This window comes from Pedobacter sandarakinus, assembly GCF_026240095.1.
In the GTDB taxonomy this organism is placed as follows: Bacteria; Bacteroidota; Bacteroidia; order Sphingobacteriales; family Sphingobacteriaceae; genus Pedobacter; species Pedobacter sandarakinus.
Map to the genome: position 1 here is coordinate 122,688 of NZ_JAPIVG010000003.1, position 18,017 is coordinate 140,704.

Sequence of the window (18,017 nt, forward strand, 5' to 3'; positions counted from 1 at the left end):
CTACTTATTTATCACAGATTTAGTAATGGTAATAGGTTTTAATTCTCTTGGTTTGCTAAGCACCGGAGACATTGGTGTAGCTTCCTTTATCCTGATGCTATCTTTTACCCGTTTCGCTGAATATGCTTTTTTTATGGATAAGCTATCTGCCTTTGTTAATTTATTCACAGGTTTATTTTTGTCTTTAAGTACAGGTAACAGATTTTGTGTTTTCATCCATTCTACTTGTGCTGCTCTTGCTCCAGATACCTCTCCTTTTAAATACTTTTCGATCATGTAGCTGGCAATTGGGGCTGCATAAGTACTGCCATAACCCGCATTTTCTACAATTACAGCAATGGCAATTTTTGGATTATCACGCGGAGCGAAGCCAATAAATACCGAGTGGTTTTTGCCGTGCGGATTCTGCACCGTACCAGTTTTACCACAAAGCAATACATCGGGTATCCTCGATAAGATGGCCGTTCCCCAACTGGTGTTTACAGCATCTTGCATCCCGTCGATTACAGGGTCAAAGTGTTTTGCATCTACTCCAACATAATTTTTTACAATGTATTCTTTTTTGACCAGGTTTTTATCGCCAATCCCTTTAATCAAATGCGGCTTAATGTAGTAGCCACGATTTGCGATAATGGCCATAGCATTAGCCATTTGTAGTGGTGTAGCCGTAATTTCACCTTGCCCAATTGCCTGTGAAATAACATTGGTATAACCCCACCTTTTGTTATAAATTTTATCGTAATGATCTGCGGTGTAAAAATACCCCTTCCTTTCGTAAGGCATATCTATCCCCAATTCGCTGCCAAATCCAAATTTAGCTACCTTATCTCGCCATTCCTGGTAGGTTTTACGCTGGTTCTTCATTCCATTTTTAGTGATTAATTTTTGGAATACATAGCAGAAGTAAGTATTGCAAGATCGGGCTATTCCTTTCCTCAAGGCAATAGGGCCATCAAAGTGCTCACACTTAATTCGGCGGTTTCCAGCTTGATAATAGTGTGGGCAGAAGAATGTCGTATTCGGATCAATTACGCCTTCCTGTAATCCAATTAATGCATCAACAGGCTTAAACGATGATCCTGGTGGGTAATAACCCATAATTGGCCTCACTAGCGATGGCCGGTAGGGATTACCAACAATAAACTCCATATAATTATTGCCTTGGTTTCGGCCTACTAAAAGATTCGGATCGTAACCAGGGCTACTCACAAGGGAAAGAATTTCGCCAGTTGCTGGCTCTATGGCTACGATAGCACCAACTTTGTTTTGCATCAATTCTTCACCTAATTTTTGTATGCGCATATCTATCCCAGAGATTAATCTTTCTCCCGAAACAGCATTCACATCGTATTTTCCATCAGCGTAACTTCCCTGCGGCGTATTGTGTGCATCATAAACGGTGTTAATAACGCCTTTTTCACCTCTTAGGGTTTCTTCGTAAGAAAACTCTAAACCACTCTTCCCTTTATAATCTCCAGGCTTGTAAAATCCTTCCGATTTTTCTATATCTGAAGGACTTACCTCTTTAACGTATCCAAATAACTGTCCGCCAACACTATCTGGATAATGCCTGATGGTTCTATCCTGCGTTCTAAAACCCGGAAAACGATAAAGGGTTTCTTGCAGGCGAGCATAACTCTGTACAGATATCTGTTTTAAAAATGGTGTTGCCTGGTAAGATGATTTTCCCCGGGCCTTTTTGAGGTTTTTTCGTACGTCTTGAATCGTAATATCCAATGCTTGGGCCAGGGCCAATGTATCAAAAGGTTTTACCTCATTCGGGGTCACCATCAGATCATACACCGGCTCGTTTTGCACAATAACTTTCATGTGCCGATCCAATATGGCGCCACGAGCAGGATATTTGTAGATTTTTCGGAGCACGTTACTTTCTGCAGATACGAAAGCGGCATCGCTAATCACCTGGATATAAAAAAGCTTACCCAATAAGATGATGGCGATTAAAATAAATAATCCTTGAACGATATATTTTCGATTAAATAACTGATCCATTAGCGCGATGTTCTTTTATAGAAGATAAACTCTACTAAAAAAATAATAAGCAGTGTAAAGATACAACTTAAGCCGCATCTCATTAAGGTGTAACCTATTTCAGTTAGCCTAAATGTTTCTAAAAAGAACAGCACCAAATGATGGGCTATAATACAAAGAAAAGCATAAAGCGAAAACCACTGAAAACCCATATAACTTAACGAAGGTTCGGGGTCGTCAATTGCATCGCGGTTTAAACTTATAGAGATAAAAGATATTCTTACAAAAGCCAATACTACACAAGCGGTAGCATGTACGCCCATGGTATCGTAAAATGCATCTAGTGTTAATCCGGTTACAAAAGCAAGGAGATACAATAAGATATTAGGCATGCCGAAAGGAAGCAGCAGCAGGAAAAGCACATAAATAAAAGGAGTAGACAGATCATAAAAGCCCATATTTTTGAGCAGGAATACCTGGACAAAGAGGAGTAAAAACCACCTGATGATATTGACGATGATGAGCTTACTATTCATTAGGTTTTATTAGGCTTTCTAAGGCTTTTTGTTCCTCTGCTTGTTTATCTTTCACTACGTAAACATATTGCAAGGTGCCAAAATCGGTAAATAAATTCAATTCGCCCGACAAAAAATTATCATTGGTAGGTACGTTTGGCTTGGTGATTTTCCCCACCAAAATCCCAGCCGGGAAAGATCCGAAGCCAGAAGTTACCACGGTATCACCAACATACATCTTAATGTGGTTAGGCACTTCTTTTATCAGGGCCTTTTTTATATCAAAATTGCCATCTCCCCAAACAAGAGAGCCAAGCGCATTATTCTTTTTTAAAGTTACGCTGATTTTAGTGTCTTTGTGCAAAAGCGATTGGATGGTGGCGAGGTGTTCAGAAACATCTCTAATAAACCCTACTACACCGCGTTGGGGTGCAATAACTGCCATGCCACTTTTAATACCATCTAAGCTACCTTTATTCACCGTCATCACATTGTTTCTCAGTGTGATGGAGTTTTTAATTACCTTTGCAGCCAGGTAAGTATATTTTTGGTTGGTAATGGTGTCTATTACCGTAACATCTTTCGTAGAATCTACCGTAGTTAAGCCCAGTAGTTTGGTTTTAAGCTTAGCATTTTCAGCAGCGAGACTGTCGTTAACCATTCCTAAGTTTAGGTAGCGTTTAAAAACATTTAACCGTTCGTATGCGGTACCTACCACTTCGTTTGATGAATTCAGGGTTACGCTACGCTGATACGCATTATTTTTTACAGTTAGGTAAATTCCAATAACGAAGAAAATAATAAACAGAAAAAATGCATTGTATCTACTTACGAAAATCCAAAGGTTACGCATACTGTTTAACGATTTTAGATGCTCGATTTACGGATGAAGATTTTCTGCAAAGCAATATCATTTAATTCAAAATTTTGAGGTCTACGAGCCATGTTGATAGCTTGAAACAACCCTGAAGGTGTTCAACAAAGCCCTCCGCAGATTCTTTTATTATGTCCATCCAGATGTTGCATTGGTTTGAGATAAATTTTGGTAAATACCAAGAATCAACTACAACAATATCTTCGAGCAATAACATGATACTATTGATCTGGAAATATTTCGATCTGAACCAGCAAAAATAATTTGGTTAATTCGTAAATCTTACCAACCAATACCTTTTGTTTGCAAAGCTATTTATTGCATTAAAAATTTATATCCACCAATATTTTTGAGCGCTATACCAGTACCCCGAACAACAGCACGAAGTGGATCTTCGGCTACGTGAACAGGTAATTTGGTTTTGGCTGCAACACGCTTGTCTAATCCCCTGAGTAGTGCACCACCACCTGTTAAATAGATTCCTGTTTGGTAAATATCTGCAGAAAGTTCTGGAGGCGTTATCTCTAGCGCTTTTAAAATTGCTTCCTCAATTTTAGAGATCGATTTATCCAAGCAGTGTGCAATTTCAGTGTAAGAAACCGTAATCTGCTTAGGTACGCCAGTCATTAAATCACGTCCCTGAACGGCAAAATCTGCAGGTGCATCTTGAAGCTCTGGTAAAGCAGCACCTACCTCTATTTTAATTTTTTCAGCAGTACGATCACCGATCATAATATTATGTTGCCTGCGGATATAATTTACGATATCTGAATCGAAATTATCTCCCGCCACGCGAATTGATTGGTCGCAAACAATACCCGAAAGTGCAATTACCGCTATCTCTGTGGTACCACCACCGATATCAATAATCATGTTACCCATCGGTTCCTCCACATCAATTCCAATACCCACTGCAGCAGCCATCGGTTCGTGGATAAGATATACTTCTTTGGCACCTGCAATTTCTGCAGAATCACGTACGGCTCGCTTCTCAACCTCAGTTATCCCCGATGGAATACAAATTACCATACGTAAAGATGGAAACATCCAACCTTTACCGCCATTTAACATGCGAATCATACCTTTAATCATCGCTTCTGCAGCGTTGAAATCGGCAATTACACCGTCTTTTAAAGGGCGAACTGTTTTGATATTATCGTGGGTTTTACCCTCCATCTGCATGGCTTGCCTGCCAATCGCAATTACTTTATTTGTTGTTCGATCGAAAGCGACGATAGAGGGTTCATCTACTACTACTTTATCGTTATGTATAATTAGGGTATTCGCTGTGCCTAAATCGATGGCAACTTCTTGCGTAAACCAGTTAAATAATCCCATGTATGAGCTATGTTGTTTTTATTTTATCAAATCTATACTATTCCTAATGTAAAAATAGTCTTTTTATTATATTTAAAATTTAAAAATCTTTTCGGTCGAAGATTAATCACGCCGAAAGATTTGAAAATCAATACCTCGTTTCTATAGGTTCCTGTAGTCCCGCTATTCGTTTCAATCTTTTACCTAAAAATTCCTAAAATAGTCATTTTTGTAAAAGGATTTCCACTGCTATCGGGTTTAAAACCCAAGTTGTTGCAACGATTTAAGGTTGCAAATTGCTCAACGAAACCACCCCGTCAGCCGAGGCTGCCACCCCTCGAGGGGGGAATTGCATGGTGCTAAACCTTTCAGTCAAAAATTTTCAAACTATTAAGTTTAAAAACTAAAGTTATTGCAAATATTTAAGGTTGCAAACTGCTCAAATAAACCACCCCGTCAGCCGAGGCTGCCACCCCTCGAGGGGGGAATTGCATGGTGCTTATCTTTCCAGCCAAAAATTTTCAAACGATCAAGTTTAAAAACCAACTAGTGTTTAAAATGTCTTACGCCGGTAGTTACCATTGCAATACCTTTTTCATTTGCCTTTGCAATAGAATCCGCATCTTTGATAGATCCTCCAGGTTGTAAAACTGCGGTAATTCCAGCGTCCGCTGCAATCTCCACACAATCTGGGAAAGGGAAAAAAGCATCCGAAGCCATTGCACACCCTTTAACGCTAAAGCCGAAAGAAGCTGCTTTTTCAATGGCTTGTCTTAAGGCATCTACACGAGAGGTCTGACCAACACCGCTGGCTATCAACACATCATCCTTAACCAAAACAATAGTATTCGATTTGGTATGTTTTACAATTTTATTGGCAAAGTGCAGGTCTTTTAATTCTTGCGCAGTTGGTGCTTTATCTGTAACTGTTGTCATTTGCTCAGGCCCTTCTATAACCAAATCCTTGTCTTGCTCAATTACGCCGTTTAATAAGGTTTTAAATTGTTTTTTATTCAGTTCAACCTCATTGCGTTGTAAAATAACGCGGTTTTTCTTCTTGCTGAATAATTCCACGGCTTCCGGTTGGTATGAAGGCGCAATCAGCACTTCAAAAAATAAGTTGTTTATTTCTTCAGCTGTTGCCAAATCAACTTCTACGTTCGTAATTAAAACACCTCCAAATGCAGAAACAGGGTCGCAGGCTAAGGCGTCAATCCAAGCTTGTTTAACAGTTGGGCGAGAGGCAATGCCACATGCGTTGGTATGTTTTAAAATGGCAAATGTTGGCTCTTCAAACTCATCTATTAAAGCCACAGCAGCATCAACGTCTACCAGGTTGTTATAAGAAAGTTCTTTACCATTTAATTTGGTAAACATGGCATCTAAATCGCCATAAAATACAGCGCCCTGGTGTGGATTCTCCCCGTACCTTAACGTTTTTGCATCTGTAACACTTTGTTTAAAAACCTCAATTGGCTCTTCCTGGTTAAAATAATTAAAGATGGCTGTATCGTAATGGGAAGAAGTATGGAAAGCGCTTTTTGCAAAAGATTTACGTTGCGCCAGGGTAGTCTCTCCATTTTGTGCCTCTAATTGCGCTTGCAAAGTAGGGTAGTCATTTTTTGATGCGATGATCACTACATCATTAAAATTTTTGGCGGCTGCACGGATAAGCGAAATGCCACCAATATCAATTTTCTCGATTATTTCTTCTGGCGTTCCACCTCCCTTAACCGTCTCTTCAAAGGGATATAAGTCAACAATCACTAAATCAATTTCTGGGATATCATATGTCGCAATCTGTTCCTGATCGCCAGCTAAATTCCTCCTGTTTAAAATACCACCAAATACCTTTGGGTGCAAGGTTTTAACACGTCCACCCAAAATAGATGGGTATCCAGTTAGATCTTCTACAGCAGTAACAGGTAAGTTTAAATCTTTTATGAACTGTTCGGTGCCGCCAGTAGAAAATAATTGCACTCCTTGTGCGGCCAACAGTTTCACCAATGGTTCTAAACCATCTTTATAATATACTGAAATTAAAGCGTTTTTGATCTTAATCGATTGACTCATTATACTGTAAATTTTGAGCCGCAAAGGTAGTAAAACAGGATTGTTTTTGGTAATATTTACGTTTAAAAAATAGATTATAGCTTCTTGTTTATAAGCGGTTCCTTCAAGCCATTAAATAAGTAGCTTTTAACTCACACCTATTTCTTTAATTTTTTTACCAGCGTTTCTACAACTTTTGGGTAGTGCAAATGTTCAAGCTGCTGACCTTTAAATTTAACCATTTCCAGGTTATCGCTCTTTTCGATTTTATATCTTGCTTGGTAAATGTACTCACCCTCATCATAATGTTCGTCAACGTAGTGAATAGTAATTCCCCCTTCGCTTTCGCCAGCTGCCAGAACAGCGTTGTGCACACGGTCGCCATACATGCCCTTGCCGCCAAATTTGGGCAGAATTGCAGGGTGAATGTTTACAATTCTTCCAGGGTAAGCATTAATCAGATTTTGAGGGATGAGCCATAAAAAGCCTGCAAGAACAATAAAGTCGATGTCTAAATTCTTCAGCAGGTCTGTTACCTCATCAGTTTTATAAAATTCGTGCTTATCAAATATATGTGTAGGAATTTCAAAATTATCGGCTCGTTGTAATACGTAGGCATCTGCATTATTGGTAAGCACCAAAGAAATTTCAATGTCGTTACTTCGTTTAAAATGCTCCATCAGCTTTTGGGCATTAGAGCCAGAACCTGATGCAAAGATGGCTATTCGTTTTTTCACTAAAGGTCGTTTTCTCCAAAAATAGTATTTTTACCCATTTTATTTATATTGAAAGTATTTTTTATTGCACCTATTAATTCGCTATTAACAATTAATTTTAACCTATTTTTGTGGCTGTAAAAAGCGCATCAATTTTATCGAAAGAAAAAATAAAAATCTTTTGTAATTTAAAAACATTAACTCTATATTTGCAACCCGAATTATAGGAAACGAATAAGAAAAAATAAAAGGCTAAATAGAAATGGCAAATCATAAATCTTCATTAAAAAGAATTAGAGCAAACGCTACAAAACGTTTACGTAACAGATATCAGGCAAAAACTACGCGTACTTTCATTAAAAGATTGCGTGCTGCAGAAGATAAAAAATCTGCTTCAGATTTATTGCCAAAAGTAATCTCTATGTTAGATCGTTTAGCTAAAAAGAACATCATCCACAAAAATAAGGCTGCTAACAACAAATCGAAATTAACGAAATTTGTGAACGGTTTAGCATAAGCTATATTTTTTTACGATATTAGTGAAGGCATCCCAACCAACAGTTGGGATGTTTTTTTTTGTCGAAAAAATTATGGAGCACTACGATCATAAATTGGGTATAAAGCTTTGGGCAGAAGAAGATCGCCCTCGGGAGAAACTTTTACAACATGGCCGACGGCACCTTACCGATGCTGAATTGATAGCAATTTTGATCGGATCGGGCAACAGAAACGAGACTGCTGTAGATTTAAGTAAGCGGATTCTTCAATTTTATAGCCATAACCTAACGCATTTGGGCAAAGCTTCTGTTGAGGATTTGGCGAAGTTTAAAGGTATAGGGGAAGCAAAGGCTATAGCTATTGTGGCTGCACTTGAGCTGGGGCTCCGTAGAAAAGATACGCCTGCCGACCAGCAGATACAAATATCTTCTTCTAATGATGTGTACCAATACTTACATCAAACCTTTGCTGATTTAAATCATGAGGAATTTTGGATTTTGTTGCTGAACCGGGCAAATCATATAATCGGGAAACATTTAATTAGTAAAGGCGGACAAGCAGGCACTGTTGCGGATGCAAAGATTATTTTTAAAGTTGCACTCGAAAAGAATGCTGCAAATATTGTTTTGGCACATAATCACCCCTCTGGTAGTTTGAAACCGAGTGACGCGGACAATAAACTTACCCGCCAAATGGTAGATGCTGGTAATATGCTCAGCCTTTTCGTAGTAGATCATTTAATTTTTGGCAATAATAGCTACTATAGTTATAGAGATGAGGATAGGATTTAGACGTTCCGTATAAACTCCAGTTGAATTGCTAGCCCCGATAACAATTTGGCTATTTAAAATGCAGTTAACACAATTTTTGTATTATTGGAAAAATTTATAAAACATCCCTCATATGAAAATTCTTAAACTATTACTCGCATTTTTTATAACTTTCAACACAACTTTTGCGCAGAAAAAAGGAGCGCCCATTAATATAATTACATACAACATACGTTTAAATGTAGCTTCAGATGGTATTAATGCTTGGCCAAACCGAAAAGATAATGTGAAGGCTTTGGTGAAATTTCACGATGCTGATATTCTTTGCGTACAAGAAGCCTTACCAGAACAGTTTGATGCCTTACTTGAGAATACCAATTTCAATGTTGTAGGGGTAGGTCGTGATGATGGTAAACGCAAAGGCGAATTTTCTGCTGTCTACTATGATAAAGATCGTTTTACGAAGAAGGATGGTGGGACCTTTTGGCTTTCAGAAACTCCAGATGTACCATCTAAAGGATGGGATGCGGCACTAAACAGGGTTTGTAGTTGGGTTAGGCTGTACGATAAACTTAATAAAAAGGAGTTTTTGGTTTTTAACACACATTACGATCATATTGGCGTTCAAGCCAGGATAGAATCTGCAAAGCTATTGAAGATGAAAATTCAGCAGATAGCGCCTAATCTTCCAGTCGTGTTTACCGGCGATTTAAACGTAACACCCGAAACAGCCGCTATTGCAACCATAAAATCTTTTTTAATCGATGCTAAAGACATCAGCAGAGAGCCGCCCTATGGGCCAAATGGAACTTTTAATGCCTTCGATTTTAATAGTGACCTTAAAAATAGAATCGACTACATTTTCGTTAATAAATATTTTTCGGTACAAAAATTTGCTGTGCTAAGCGATAGTAAAGACAAAAGATATTATTCCGATCATCTACCTGTTTTTGTACGACTGAATTTTTAAATTGTTTAGGATTTGATAAACTCATCGCCATTTCCATTCCAATTCGAATTCCTTGAGCAAAGGTATCATTACCACTATCTGTTTGAGACACTTGCATTTATTGTTGGTGTTAGGGTTTACTATTATCTTAAAAAAGGTATTGCAGATCCCATCTCAGACGAGAATAGACTTTGGATTATGCTTGGTGCCATGGTTGGCGCTTTAGTTGGCTCTCGGTTGCTTGCGGTTTTAGAAACGCCAGGGGTTTTACATCACCTTACTTTTAACATTCTCTATCAAAGTAAAACCATTGTTGGTGGTTTGTTGGGAGGGCTCGTTGGTGTAGAGATCACCAAAAAAATTATTCGAGTAAACATTGCTTCGGGTGATATTTATGTGGTTCCAATTATCATCGCATTATTTATCGGTCGCATCGGCTGTTTCTCCATGGGTATTGATGAGCCTACTTTTGGCGTTGAAACAGATTTCTTCGCCGGCATTGACCTAGGTGATGGTGTTCTGCGACATCCCATTATGTTGTACGAAATGGCTTATCTCATTTTACTTCTTTTAGTTTTTAAGCGCATCAAAACCAGTGAAATGCCAAATGGAGATCGTTTCAAACTGTTTATGGTACTGTATTTCTTGTTTAGATTTCTTATCGAATTCATCAAACCTTACCAGCCATTATATCTTAATTTAAGTAGTATTCACTGGGCTGGTTTGGTGGTAATCGTTTATTATTATAAATTTATCTTAAGAACATTTTCAGTAATCGCTCAAAAAAATAATCAATATGGCCAATACTAGAGATTATGTCTATTACGATTACACTAAAAGCCTCTGCCCAGAATGCTTATTGCTTTGCGATGCGAAGATTGTGTTTCAGGATGCAAAAGTTTACATGTTAAAGCATTGTCGTACGCATGGCGATAGTAGAGTAATGATTGCTGATGACGTTGAATATTACAAGCAAATCAGGAATTACAATAAGCAATCTGAAATTCCACTAAAGTTTAATACTAAAGTGCATTATGGTTGTCCGTACGATTGTGGTTTGTGTACCGACCATGAGCAGCATTCTTGCTTAACCGTTATTGAAGTTACCGATCGCTGCAATTTGGCTTGCCCAACATGTTACGCAATGTCTTCGCCAAATTATGGTAGACATAGAACATTGCAGGAAATAGAACGAATGATGGACATCGTTGTAGCTAACGAAGGAGAGCCAGATGTGGTACAGCTTTCTGGAGGTGAACCTACTGTTCATCCGGAATTCTTCAAAATCTTAGATTTAGCCAAAACCAAACCCATCAAGCACCTGATGGTAAATACCAACGGGATCAGGATTGCCAAAGACATCAACTTCGTTGAAAAACTGGCCTCATATATGCCAGATTTTGAGATTTACCTGCAATTTGATAGTTTTAGCGCTGAAGTACTTACCAAAATGAGAGGAGAGGACTTAACCGAAGTGCGTAAGAAGGCTATCAATCACCTCAATCAATTTAATGTTTCTACAACCTTGGTAGTTACGCTGCAAAAAGGTTTGAACGACCACGAGATTGGTGAGATTATCGATTATGCGTTAAAACAACGTTGCGTTCGTGGTGTAACCTTCCAACCTACACAAGTTGCGGGCAGGAATGATGATTACAATGATCAGCAAGGCCGGATTACCTTAACCGAAGTACGTCGAAAGATTTACGAGCAGTCTCCGGTCTTCACGCCTCAAGATTTGATCCCGGTACCTTGTAATCCAGATGCGTTATGCATGGCTTATGCCCTAAAAATTGGCGATGAAGTATTCCCGATGACGCACTTGATTAATCCGGAAGACTTGCTTAATAATTCCAAAAATACCATCGTTTTCGAACATGATGAAAAGCTGAAAGAGCACATGTTAAACTTATTTAGCACCGGTGTTTCGGTAGATTGTGCCGAAGATACACTTGGGGAATTGATGTGTTGCTTGCCAAGAGTCAAATCAGATCATCTGAACTACGACAACTTATTTCGGATTATTATTATGAATTTTATGGATCCACTGGATTTTGATGTTCGTGCAGTCAAGAAATCCTGTGTACATATTGTTAGCGATAAATATAAAATGGTTCCATTCGAAACAATGAATATCTTTTATCGTGATCAGAAAATAGATACCATAAGGGCAAAACTTAATATGACTTGATATGATTTTTTTGTTATTGCTGTATGCATTTGCAGTTATAGTCTTATTTATTGGCGGAATAATCACCATAATTGTTCAGTCTTCTCAGAATCGATCTACAAAGCTTGGGATAAAAATGCTTATCGGTTCTGTAATATTGATTGTTATAGGGGCTGGCGCTTGCGCTGTTATACTTGCAAATGGTTAGTGTATGGGTCTGTTTCTAATATATTGGATCTTAGTTGCAGTGTTATTCGCGGTAGGGCTCTTAAAAGTAATCATCGGCAGCATCTACAATAAGCCTGCAAAACCTGGTTTAAAGCTGATGCTCATTGCTTTGATCTTAATAGTAATCGGTGGTGGCGTATGTGCCTATATCTTAACCAACCTCAATCTTTCTCATTAAACTATTGGGTGAAAACTTACCTTTTCAGTATTTACTTAAATATGGTTAGAATTTAGAAAACTAAATGAGACATATTTAATGTCCAATGTTTTTCAATTTTTAAAACCTTTCATCATTAAATATTATCTTTGCCTTTCAAATTTCAAGGATTAATGTTCTTTGCGTTTTAGCGCAAAAATATAGTTCCAAAATCTCAAATCTCAATAAATGAAAATATCATATAACTGGTTAAAAGAATTCGTACAAATAGACAAGACTCCGCAAGAGCTATCACTAATTCTAACCAATATTGGCTTAGAGGTAGAGAGTGTAGATCGGGTTCAGCCTGTGGTGGGCGGATTAGAGGGCTTAGTAATTGGCGAGGTTTTGACATGCATACAACACCCAAATGCAGATCGTTTAAGGGTTACCACTGTTACCGTAGGTGGTGCAGAAAATCTGCAAATCGTTTGCGGGGCGCCAAATGTTGCTGCGGGTCAGAAAGTGGTGGTAGCTACTGTTGGTACCACAGTTTATCCGTTAGCCGGTGAGCCATTTAAAATCAAAGAATCGAAAATTAGGGGAGAAGTTTCGCAAGGAATGATTTGTGCAGAAGATGAAATCGGCTTGGGTAACGACCATGACGGGATCATGATCTTGGCTAAAGACACACAAATCGGGATCAGGGCAAAAGATCATTTCAAAATGGATGATGATTTTGTTTTCGAAATTGGCTTAACACCTAACCGTGCCGATGCCGCTTCGCACCTGGGTGTGGCAAGAGATTTGGCAGCCTATTTTAGATCTGAATTTGAAATGCCTGATCTTAGTGACTTTAAGGTAGATAATGAGTTGCTAATAATTCCTGTTGAGGTAGAAGACCCTCAAGCCTGTCCGCGTTATAGCAGCTTAACCATTTCTGGTGTTAGTGTTAAAGAATCGCCAGATTGGCTAAAAGACAAATTGAAAGTTATCGGACTCCGTCCTATCAATAATGTAGTAGATGTTACCAATTATGTATTGCATGGATTAGGGCAGCCTTTACATGCCTTCGATGCAGATAAAATTACAGGTGGTAAAGTCATCGTAAAAAAAGTTGCCGACGAAACTGCTTTCACCACTTTGGATGATGTTGAGCGTAAATTGAGTGGTGAAGACCTCATGATTTGTAATACCGAAGGCCCGATGTGTATTGCGGGTGTATTTGGTGGCAAAACTTCTGGTGTTGATAATGCTACGCGAAATATTTTTTTAGAGAGTGCTTATTTCAACTCCGTTTCGGTTCGTAAAACGGCCAAGAGACATGGATTAAAAACTGATGCCTCATTCCGTTTCGAGCGAGGTACCGATCCGGAAATCACAGTTACCGCATTAAAATATGCCGCTTTGCTCATTAAGGAAATTGCTGGTGGAGAAATTTCATCGCCTGTGGCAGATGCCTATCCAACGCCAATCCGTCCTTACGAGTTTGAAGTGAGCTATACTAACATCAATAAATTAATTGGCGCAAATATCCCATCGGCAGATATTAAGCACATCATTATGGCATTGGGTATCTCTGCAACCAGCACGTCAACAGATACTTTGGCATTAAGAGTTCCTTCATTTAAAGTGGATGTGACCCGTGAGTGTGATATTACTGAGGAGGTATTGAGGATTTACGGGTATAATAATATTGAGATTCCGTCGAAGGTAAATGCATCATTATCTTACAGCACCAAACCAGAAAAAGAAAATACCCACAATACTATCGCAGATTTGCTTACTGCAAATGGTTACGCAGAGATTATGTGTAATTCACTAACCAAATCTACTTATTCTAAAAACCTGGATCAGGCGGTTTTTATTTTGAATCCATTGAGTAGTGATTTGAACGTAATGCGTCAGAGTTTGCTAATGCCTGCTTTGGAAAGTGTCGCTTATAATCAAAACCGCAAAAATGCTGATGTAAAGTTTTATGAATTTGGCAAAACCTACCATTTAATTAACGAGAAATACGTAGAGCGGGCGAGATTGTTGTTATTAATTTCTGGTGCGAAAGAAAGTGAACGGTGGAATCAAAACACTAAACCAGTAAGCTTTTACAATCTTAAAGCGGCAGTAGATGGAGTATTAGCTAGATTGGGAATTACAACATACCAAACCGACACACTAAGTGATGATAGCTTTGCCTATGGCATTAAGTATTTTCGTGGCGACAAAACGTTGGTTAGCTTTGGTGCAGTTAGCAAAGCAGATAGAAAGGTGGCAGATATAAATGCAACTGTTTTTTACGCTGATTTTGATTGGGCCACACTGCTGGATGTGGTGAAAAAAAATAAAATTGTAAATAAAGAAGTTTCGAAATACCCTCAGGTGCGTAGAGATTTGTCTTTGCTCATCGATCAATCGGTAAGCTTCGATACTTTGAAAGGTATTGCCTTTAAAACCGATAAAAAGCTGATTAAAGAAGTTGGTGTTTTTGATGTTTATATGGGCGATAAACTGCCCGAAGGTAAAAAATCTTATGCCTTAAATTTCATTTTGCAAGATGAAGAGCAAACTTTGACAGATAAGCAAATTGAAAGCATCATGCAGAAGTTAATTGCAAATTTTACGCAGCAAGCCGGGGCAGAAATTAGGAAATAAAATATAAATTCGTATTTTTAGAAATAAATTCATGACTTCTGTTGCAGACCAATTAGATAAAGTACTACAAAAAACAACTCGATTAATTGAGTTATGTAATGCTTTGCAGGAAGAAAGTGATTTATTAAGGCTTGAAAATCAATCGTTAAAAGTTGCACTGGATACGTCTAAGGTTAAGAATGTAGAACTCGAAGAAAAATTGAGGGTTACAAAATTGGCTAAAAGTATAGAGGGCACAAGCGAAAAATCGCTTGACATTAAACAAAAGATTAACGATTTTGTGCGGGAGATTGATAAGAGTATCGCATTATTGAAAAAATAATGATGCGAAGAAATCAGAAACTAAGCTAACAAATGGGAGAAATCTCGATTAAAATAACCATTTCCGATCGTATTTATCCACTAAAGGTAAATACTGAAGAGGAAGAAATTGTGAGACGGGCGGCAAAGATGATCAATGAGCGCATAAAAGATTATCAAGATAATTATGCGGTTAGAGATAAACAAGATTTGCTTTCTATGGCAGTTTTGCATTATGCAACTGCTGTTTTGAGAACGGAAAATAAGGTGCAAAGCCAAGATACTGCCGTTGCTGATAAAGTTGAAGAATTGGATATTTTACTCAACGGTTTCTTTACTAAATAAGGGTTCGTTCTTTCGGCCATTGCTCATTTTAAATTTGTTTCAGCATCTGCATGATTTTGAAACAACTTAAAGATAACAATGCCAGATTAGCATAAAGACATAGCCGCGGCTAGTTTTTTGAGTTTCAAAATTTATAAAACTTAACACTTCAATATCTATGGGGTTAAGAGGGCGTATTTCATCTGCTTCGGCACCTGAAAATGGCTTAAATCCCAATTATGCTTAGTTGAGGTTTAAAATGATTGAGACTTTAAAAAATTAGTTGCGGTTTTTTTTTTTACTTAAAAAACAAAATGGAGACAACGGAAATTCTGGGATACATATTTGCCTTAATAGCAGGCCTAGGTATCGGTATAGCGGTAGGTAGATATCTACTTCGCAACTTGCTAAAAGCACAAGAAGTTGCAGCGCAAAACAAGGTTAAAAAGATTTTAAAGGATGCAGAAAATAATGCAGATATCTTAAAAAAGAATAAACTTTTAGAAGCGAAAGAGAAATTTTTGCAACTTAAAGCAGAGCACGAACAAGAGGTTAATGCAAAAAATAATACCTTAAACCAACGCGAAAATACCATGAAGCAGAAAGAGCAATCGGTAAATCAGCGCATGGAGAATTTCAACAAAAAAGAACAGGAATTAGATAAGCAAAAGGTTAACCTCGAAAAACAAACTGACCTCGCTGTTAAAAAGCAAGAAGAGGTAGAGGTTTTGAAAAATCAACACCTTAAGCAGTTGGAAACCATTGCCGGCCTATCTGCCGAGGAAGCTAAGGAACAGTTGGTAGAAAACCTTAAACAAGAGGCACGTACCCAGGCCATGATGCAGGTAAAAGATATCGTTGATGAAGCTAAGTTAACTGCCAGCAAGGAAGCTAAAAAAGTAGTGATTCAAACCATTCAACGTACCGCTACAGAGGCAGCAATAGAAAACTCAGTTTCTATTTTTCATATCGAAAGTGATGAAATTAAAGGTCGGGTAATTGGTAGAGAAGGTAGAAACATCCGTGCCTTAGAAGCTGCTACAGGTATCGAAATTATTGTTGATGATACACCAGAGGCAATTATACTTTCAGGCTTCGATCCAGTACGTAGAGAAATTGCCCGTTTAGCACTCCACCGTTTGGTAACTGATGGTCGAATTCACCCAGCTCGTATTGAGGAAATTGTTGCGAAAACGAAAAAACAAATTGAAGACGAAATTGTAGAAATTGGCGAACGGACGGTAATCGATTTAGGAATTCACGGTTTACACCCAGAATTAATTAGAATGGTAGGGCGTATGCGTTACCGTTCATCTTACGGACAAAATTTGTTGCACCACTCTCGTGAAGTGGCTAACTTTTGTGCTACTATGGCCGCAGAGTTGGGTCTTAATGCAAAAATGGCTAAACGTGCGGGCTTACTGCATGATATAGGTAAAGTGCCTGATGATAACCCGGAATTGCCACACGCAATTTTAGGTATGCAACTCGCAGAAAAATATAAAGAACATCCGGAAATCTGTAATGCCATTGGCGCTCACCACGACGAAATTGAAATGACGTCGATGATTTCTCCAATTGTTCAGGCTTGTGATGCAATTTCAGGTGCACGTCCGGGCGCTCGTAGGGAAGTAGTGGAGAGTTATATAAAACGTCTGAAAGATCTTGAAGAATTGGCATTATCTTATCCAGGCGTTGAGAAAACTTTTGCAATACAAGCGGGTAGAGAGCTACGCGTAATTGTAGAAAGTGAAAGAATTACTGATGCACAGGCCGAATTGCTTGCAGCTGATATTTCAACACGTATTCAAACTGAAATGACCTATCCAGGTCAGATTAAGGTAACGGTAATCAGAGAAACCCGCTCAGTGGCATTTGCAAAATAGTACTACAGAAATCACTAATAATTAAAACCTTTAAGGACTCAATATAAAAGCGATGGATATTCCATCGCTTTTTTTATTTTTACACCATGAGCAAGCAAACCCATTTAACAGAACCAAAGCGCCCGGTTGATTTACTTTTCGATCAATATGCCGAAAGCCACCAGAACGCCACTAATAAGTTGGTGCATTGGATTTGTGTTCCATTAATTGTATTTAGTTTGCTTGGGCTAGTATGGCAAATTCCATTTCCACACTTAAACTTTTTGGGAAGCTACAATGGTTTTTTCAATTGGGCTTCTTTTTTACTTGCTTTTTCATTGTATTATTATTTTACCTTATCGCCGGTATTATTTTTCATGATGATTTGGGTAGTGGGGCTAATGAGTTATTTCATTGTGAAAATTGAACAAGCGGTGGGTTTGGGTAGTGGAATGGCATATGGTATCTATGCTGCAATTTTCGTTGCTGCCTGGGTTGGACAATTTATCGGTCATAAAATAGAAGGTAAAAAGCCTTCATTTTTGAATGATGTTAAGTTCTTATTAATCGGACCGATTTGGTTATTGCACTTTATTTGCAAAAAAACGGGTATCAGATACTAATCTTGACACAGGTAACATTAAATTAACTTTTAGCTAAAC

Annotated in this window: 17 protein-coding genes; 11 read left to right on the forward strand and 6 right to left on the reverse strand. The window is 38.2% G+C overall.

Annotation, left to right across the window (positions count from 1 at the left end):
- The 6 genes from mrdA to purN form a co-directional block, all read right to left on the reverse strand.
- Positions 1-2,013, reverse strand: a complete 2,013-nt coding sequence (gene mrdA, locus OQ268_RS09085) for a penicillin-binding protein 2 (RefSeq protein ID WP_265855815.1) — start codon at positions 2,011-2,013, stop codon at positions 1-3.
- Positions 2,013-2,528, reverse strand: a complete 516-nt coding sequence (locus OQ268_RS09090; RefSeq protein ID WP_265855816.1) for a rod shape-determining protein MreD — start codon at positions 2,526-2,528, stop codon at positions 2,013-2,015. The genes mrdA and OQ268_RS09090 overlap by 1 nt, the downstream gene beginning before the upstream one ends.
- The gene (mreC, locus tag OQ268_RS09095) at positions 2,521-3,360 is read right to left on the reverse strand and encodes a rod shape-determining protein MreC (RefSeq protein WP_265855817.1); all 840 of its coding nucleotides are present in this window, start codon (positions 3,358-3,360) and stop codon (positions 2,521-2,523) included. The genes OQ268_RS09090 and mreC overlap by 8 nt, the downstream gene beginning before the upstream one ends.
- Positions 3,361-3,696: 336 nt before the next feature.
- Entirely contained in the window at positions 3,697-4,719 is a 1,023-nt protein-coding gene (locus OQ268_RS09100; RefSeq protein WP_010601761.1) for a rod shape-determining protein, read from the reverse strand.
- 525 nt (positions 4,720-5,244) lie between these two features.
- Entirely contained in the window at positions 5,245-6,771 is a 1,527-nt protein-coding gene (purH, locus tag OQ268_RS09105; protein ID WP_265855818.1) for a bifunctional phosphoribosylaminoimidazolecarboxamide formyltransferase/IMP cyclohydrolase, read from the reverse strand.
- A 137-nt stretch (positions 6,772-6,908) separates the two neighbouring features.
- Positions 6,909-7,487 carry a phosphoribosylglycinamide formyltransferase gene (purN, locus tag OQ268_RS09110; RefSeq protein WP_265855819.1) on the reverse strand — a complete coding sequence of 193 codons (579 nt, stop codon included), beginning with the start codon at positions 7,485-7,487 and terminating at the stop codon, positions 6,909-6,911.
- 241 nt (positions 7,488-7,728) lie between these two features.
- Here purN and rpsT point away from each other — a divergent pair, with 241 nt between their 5' ends.
- The 11 genes from rpsT to OQ268_RS09165 all read left to right on the forward strand — a co-directional run bounded on the left by rpsT (position 7,729) and on the right by OQ268_RS09165 (position 17,978).
- Positions 7,729-7,983 carry a 30S ribosomal protein S20 gene (rpsT, locus tag OQ268_RS09115; RefSeq protein WP_010603296.1) on the forward strand — a complete coding sequence of 85 codons (255 nt, stop codon included), beginning with the start codon at positions 7,729-7,731 and terminating at the stop codon, positions 7,981-7,983.
- A gap of 73 nt (positions 7,984-8,056) precedes the next feature.
- Entirely contained in the window at positions 8,057-8,755 is a 699-nt protein-coding gene (gene radC / locus OQ268_RS09120) for a RadC family protein (protein ID WP_265855820.1), read from the forward strand.
- A 112-nt stretch (positions 8,756-8,867) separates the two neighbouring features.
- A complete protein-coding gene (locus OQ268_RS09125) occupies positions 8,868-9,704 on the forward strand; it encodes an endonuclease/exonuclease/phosphatase family protein (RefSeq protein WP_265855821.1) in 837 nt (278 codons plus the stop codon).
- A 12-nt stretch (positions 9,705-9,716) separates the two neighbouring features.
- Entirely contained in the window at positions 9,717-10,493 is a 777-nt protein-coding gene (locus OQ268_RS09130) for a prolipoprotein diacylglyceryl transferase (RefSeq protein WP_265855822.1), read from the forward strand.
- Positions 10,480-11,874, forward strand: a complete 1,395-nt coding sequence (locus OQ268_RS09135) for a radical SAM protein (RefSeq protein ID WP_265855823.1) — start codon at positions 10,480-10,482, stop codon at positions 11,872-11,874. The genes OQ268_RS09130 and OQ268_RS09135 overlap by 14 nt, the downstream gene beginning before the upstream one ends.
- A gap of 190 nt (positions 11,875-12,064) precedes the next feature.
- On the forward strand, positions 12,065-12,259 hold the full coding sequence (locus OQ268_RS09140) for a hypothetical protein (RefSeq protein ID WP_265855824.1): 195 nt from the start codon (positions 12,065-12,067) through the stop codon (positions 12,257-12,259).
- Between the two features lie 207 nt (positions 12,260-12,466).
- Positions 12,467-14,866, forward strand: a complete 2,400-nt coding sequence (pheT, locus tag OQ268_RS09145; RefSeq protein ID WP_265855825.1) for a phenylalanine--tRNA ligase subunit beta — start codon at positions 12,467-12,469, stop codon at positions 14,864-14,866.
- A 31-nt stretch (positions 14,867-14,897) separates the two neighbouring features.
- Positions 14,898-15,188 carry a hypothetical protein gene (locus tag OQ268_RS09150; protein ID WP_265855826.1) on the forward strand — a complete coding sequence of 97 codons (291 nt, stop codon included), beginning with the start codon at positions 14,898-14,900 and terminating at the stop codon, positions 15,186-15,188.
- Positions 15,189-15,220: 32 nt separating this feature from the next.
- Positions 15,221-15,511, forward strand: a complete 291-nt coding sequence (locus OQ268_RS09155; RefSeq protein ID WP_265855827.1) for a cell division protein ZapA — start codon at positions 15,221-15,223, stop codon at positions 15,509-15,511.
- 293 nt (positions 15,512-15,804) lie between these two features.
- A complete protein-coding gene (gene rny, locus OQ268_RS09160) occupies positions 15,805-17,376 on the forward strand; it encodes a ribonuclease Y (RefSeq protein ID WP_265855828.1) in 1,572 nt (523 codons plus the stop codon).
- Between the two features lie 86 nt (positions 17,377-17,462).
- Positions 17,463-17,978, forward strand: coding sequence for an Mpo1 family 2-hydroxy fatty acid dioxygenase (locus OQ268_RS09165; RefSeq protein ID WP_265855829.1), 516 nt, complete (start codon positions 17,463-17,465; stop codon positions 17,976-17,978).
- Positions 17,979-18,017: the final 39 nt, after the last annotated feature.

Bases quoted from the DNA above. Each gene is read 5' to 3' on its own strand.
- mrdA (WP_265855815.1), bottom strand. From the start codon at position 2,013: ATGGATCAGTTATTTAATCGAAAATATATCGTTCAAGGATTATTTATT.
- OQ268_RS09090 (WP_265855816.1), bottom strand. From the start codon at position 2,528: ATGAATAGTAAGCTCATCATCGTCAATATCATCAGGTGGTTTTTACTC.
- mreC (WP_265855817.1), bottom strand. From the start codon at position 3,360: ATGCGTAACCTTTGGATTTTCGTAAGTAGATACAATGCATTTTTTCTG.
- OQ268_RS09100 (WP_010601761.1), bottom strand. From the start codon at position 4,719: ATGGGATTATTTAACTGGTTTACGCAAGAAGTTGCCATCGATTTAGGC.
- purH (WP_265855818.1), bottom strand. From the start codon at position 6,771: ATGAGTCAATCGATTAAGATCAAAAACGCTTTAATTTCAGTATATTAT.
- rpsT (WP_010603296.1), top strand. From the start codon at position 7,729: ATGGCAAATCATAAATCTTCATTAAAAAGAATTAGAGCAAACGCTACA.
- radC (WP_265855820.1), top strand. From the start codon at position 8,057: ATGGAGCACTACGATCATAAATTGGGTATAAAGCTTTGGGCAGAAGAA.
- OQ268_RS09125 (WP_265855821.1), top strand. From the start codon at position 8,868: ATGAAAATTCTTAAACTATTACTCGCATTTTTTATAACTTTCAACACA.
- OQ268_RS09135 (WP_265855823.1), top strand. From the start codon at position 10,480: ATGGCCAATACTAGAGATTATGTCTATTACGATTACACTAAAAGCCTC.
- OQ268_RS09140 (WP_265855824.1), top strand. From the start codon at position 12,065: ATGGGTCTGTTTCTAATATATTGGATCTTAGTTGCAGTGTTATTCGCG.
- pheT (WP_265855825.1), top strand. From the start codon at position 12,467: ATGAAAATATCATATAACTGGTTAAAAGAATTCGTACAAATAGACAAG.
- OQ268_RS09150 (WP_265855826.1), top strand. From the start codon at position 14,898: ATGACTTCTGTTGCAGACCAATTAGATAAAGTACTACAAAAAACAACT.
- OQ268_RS09155 (WP_265855827.1), top strand. From the start codon at position 15,221: ATGGGAGAAATCTCGATTAAAATAACCATTTCCGATCGTATTTATCCA.
- rny (WP_265855828.1), top strand. From the start codon at position 15,805: ATGGAGACAACGGAAATTCTGGGATACATATTTGCCTTAATAGCAGGC.
- OQ268_RS09165 (WP_265855829.1), top strand. From the start codon at position 17,463: ATGAGCAAGCAAACCCATTTAACAGAACCAAAGCGCCCGGTTGATTTA.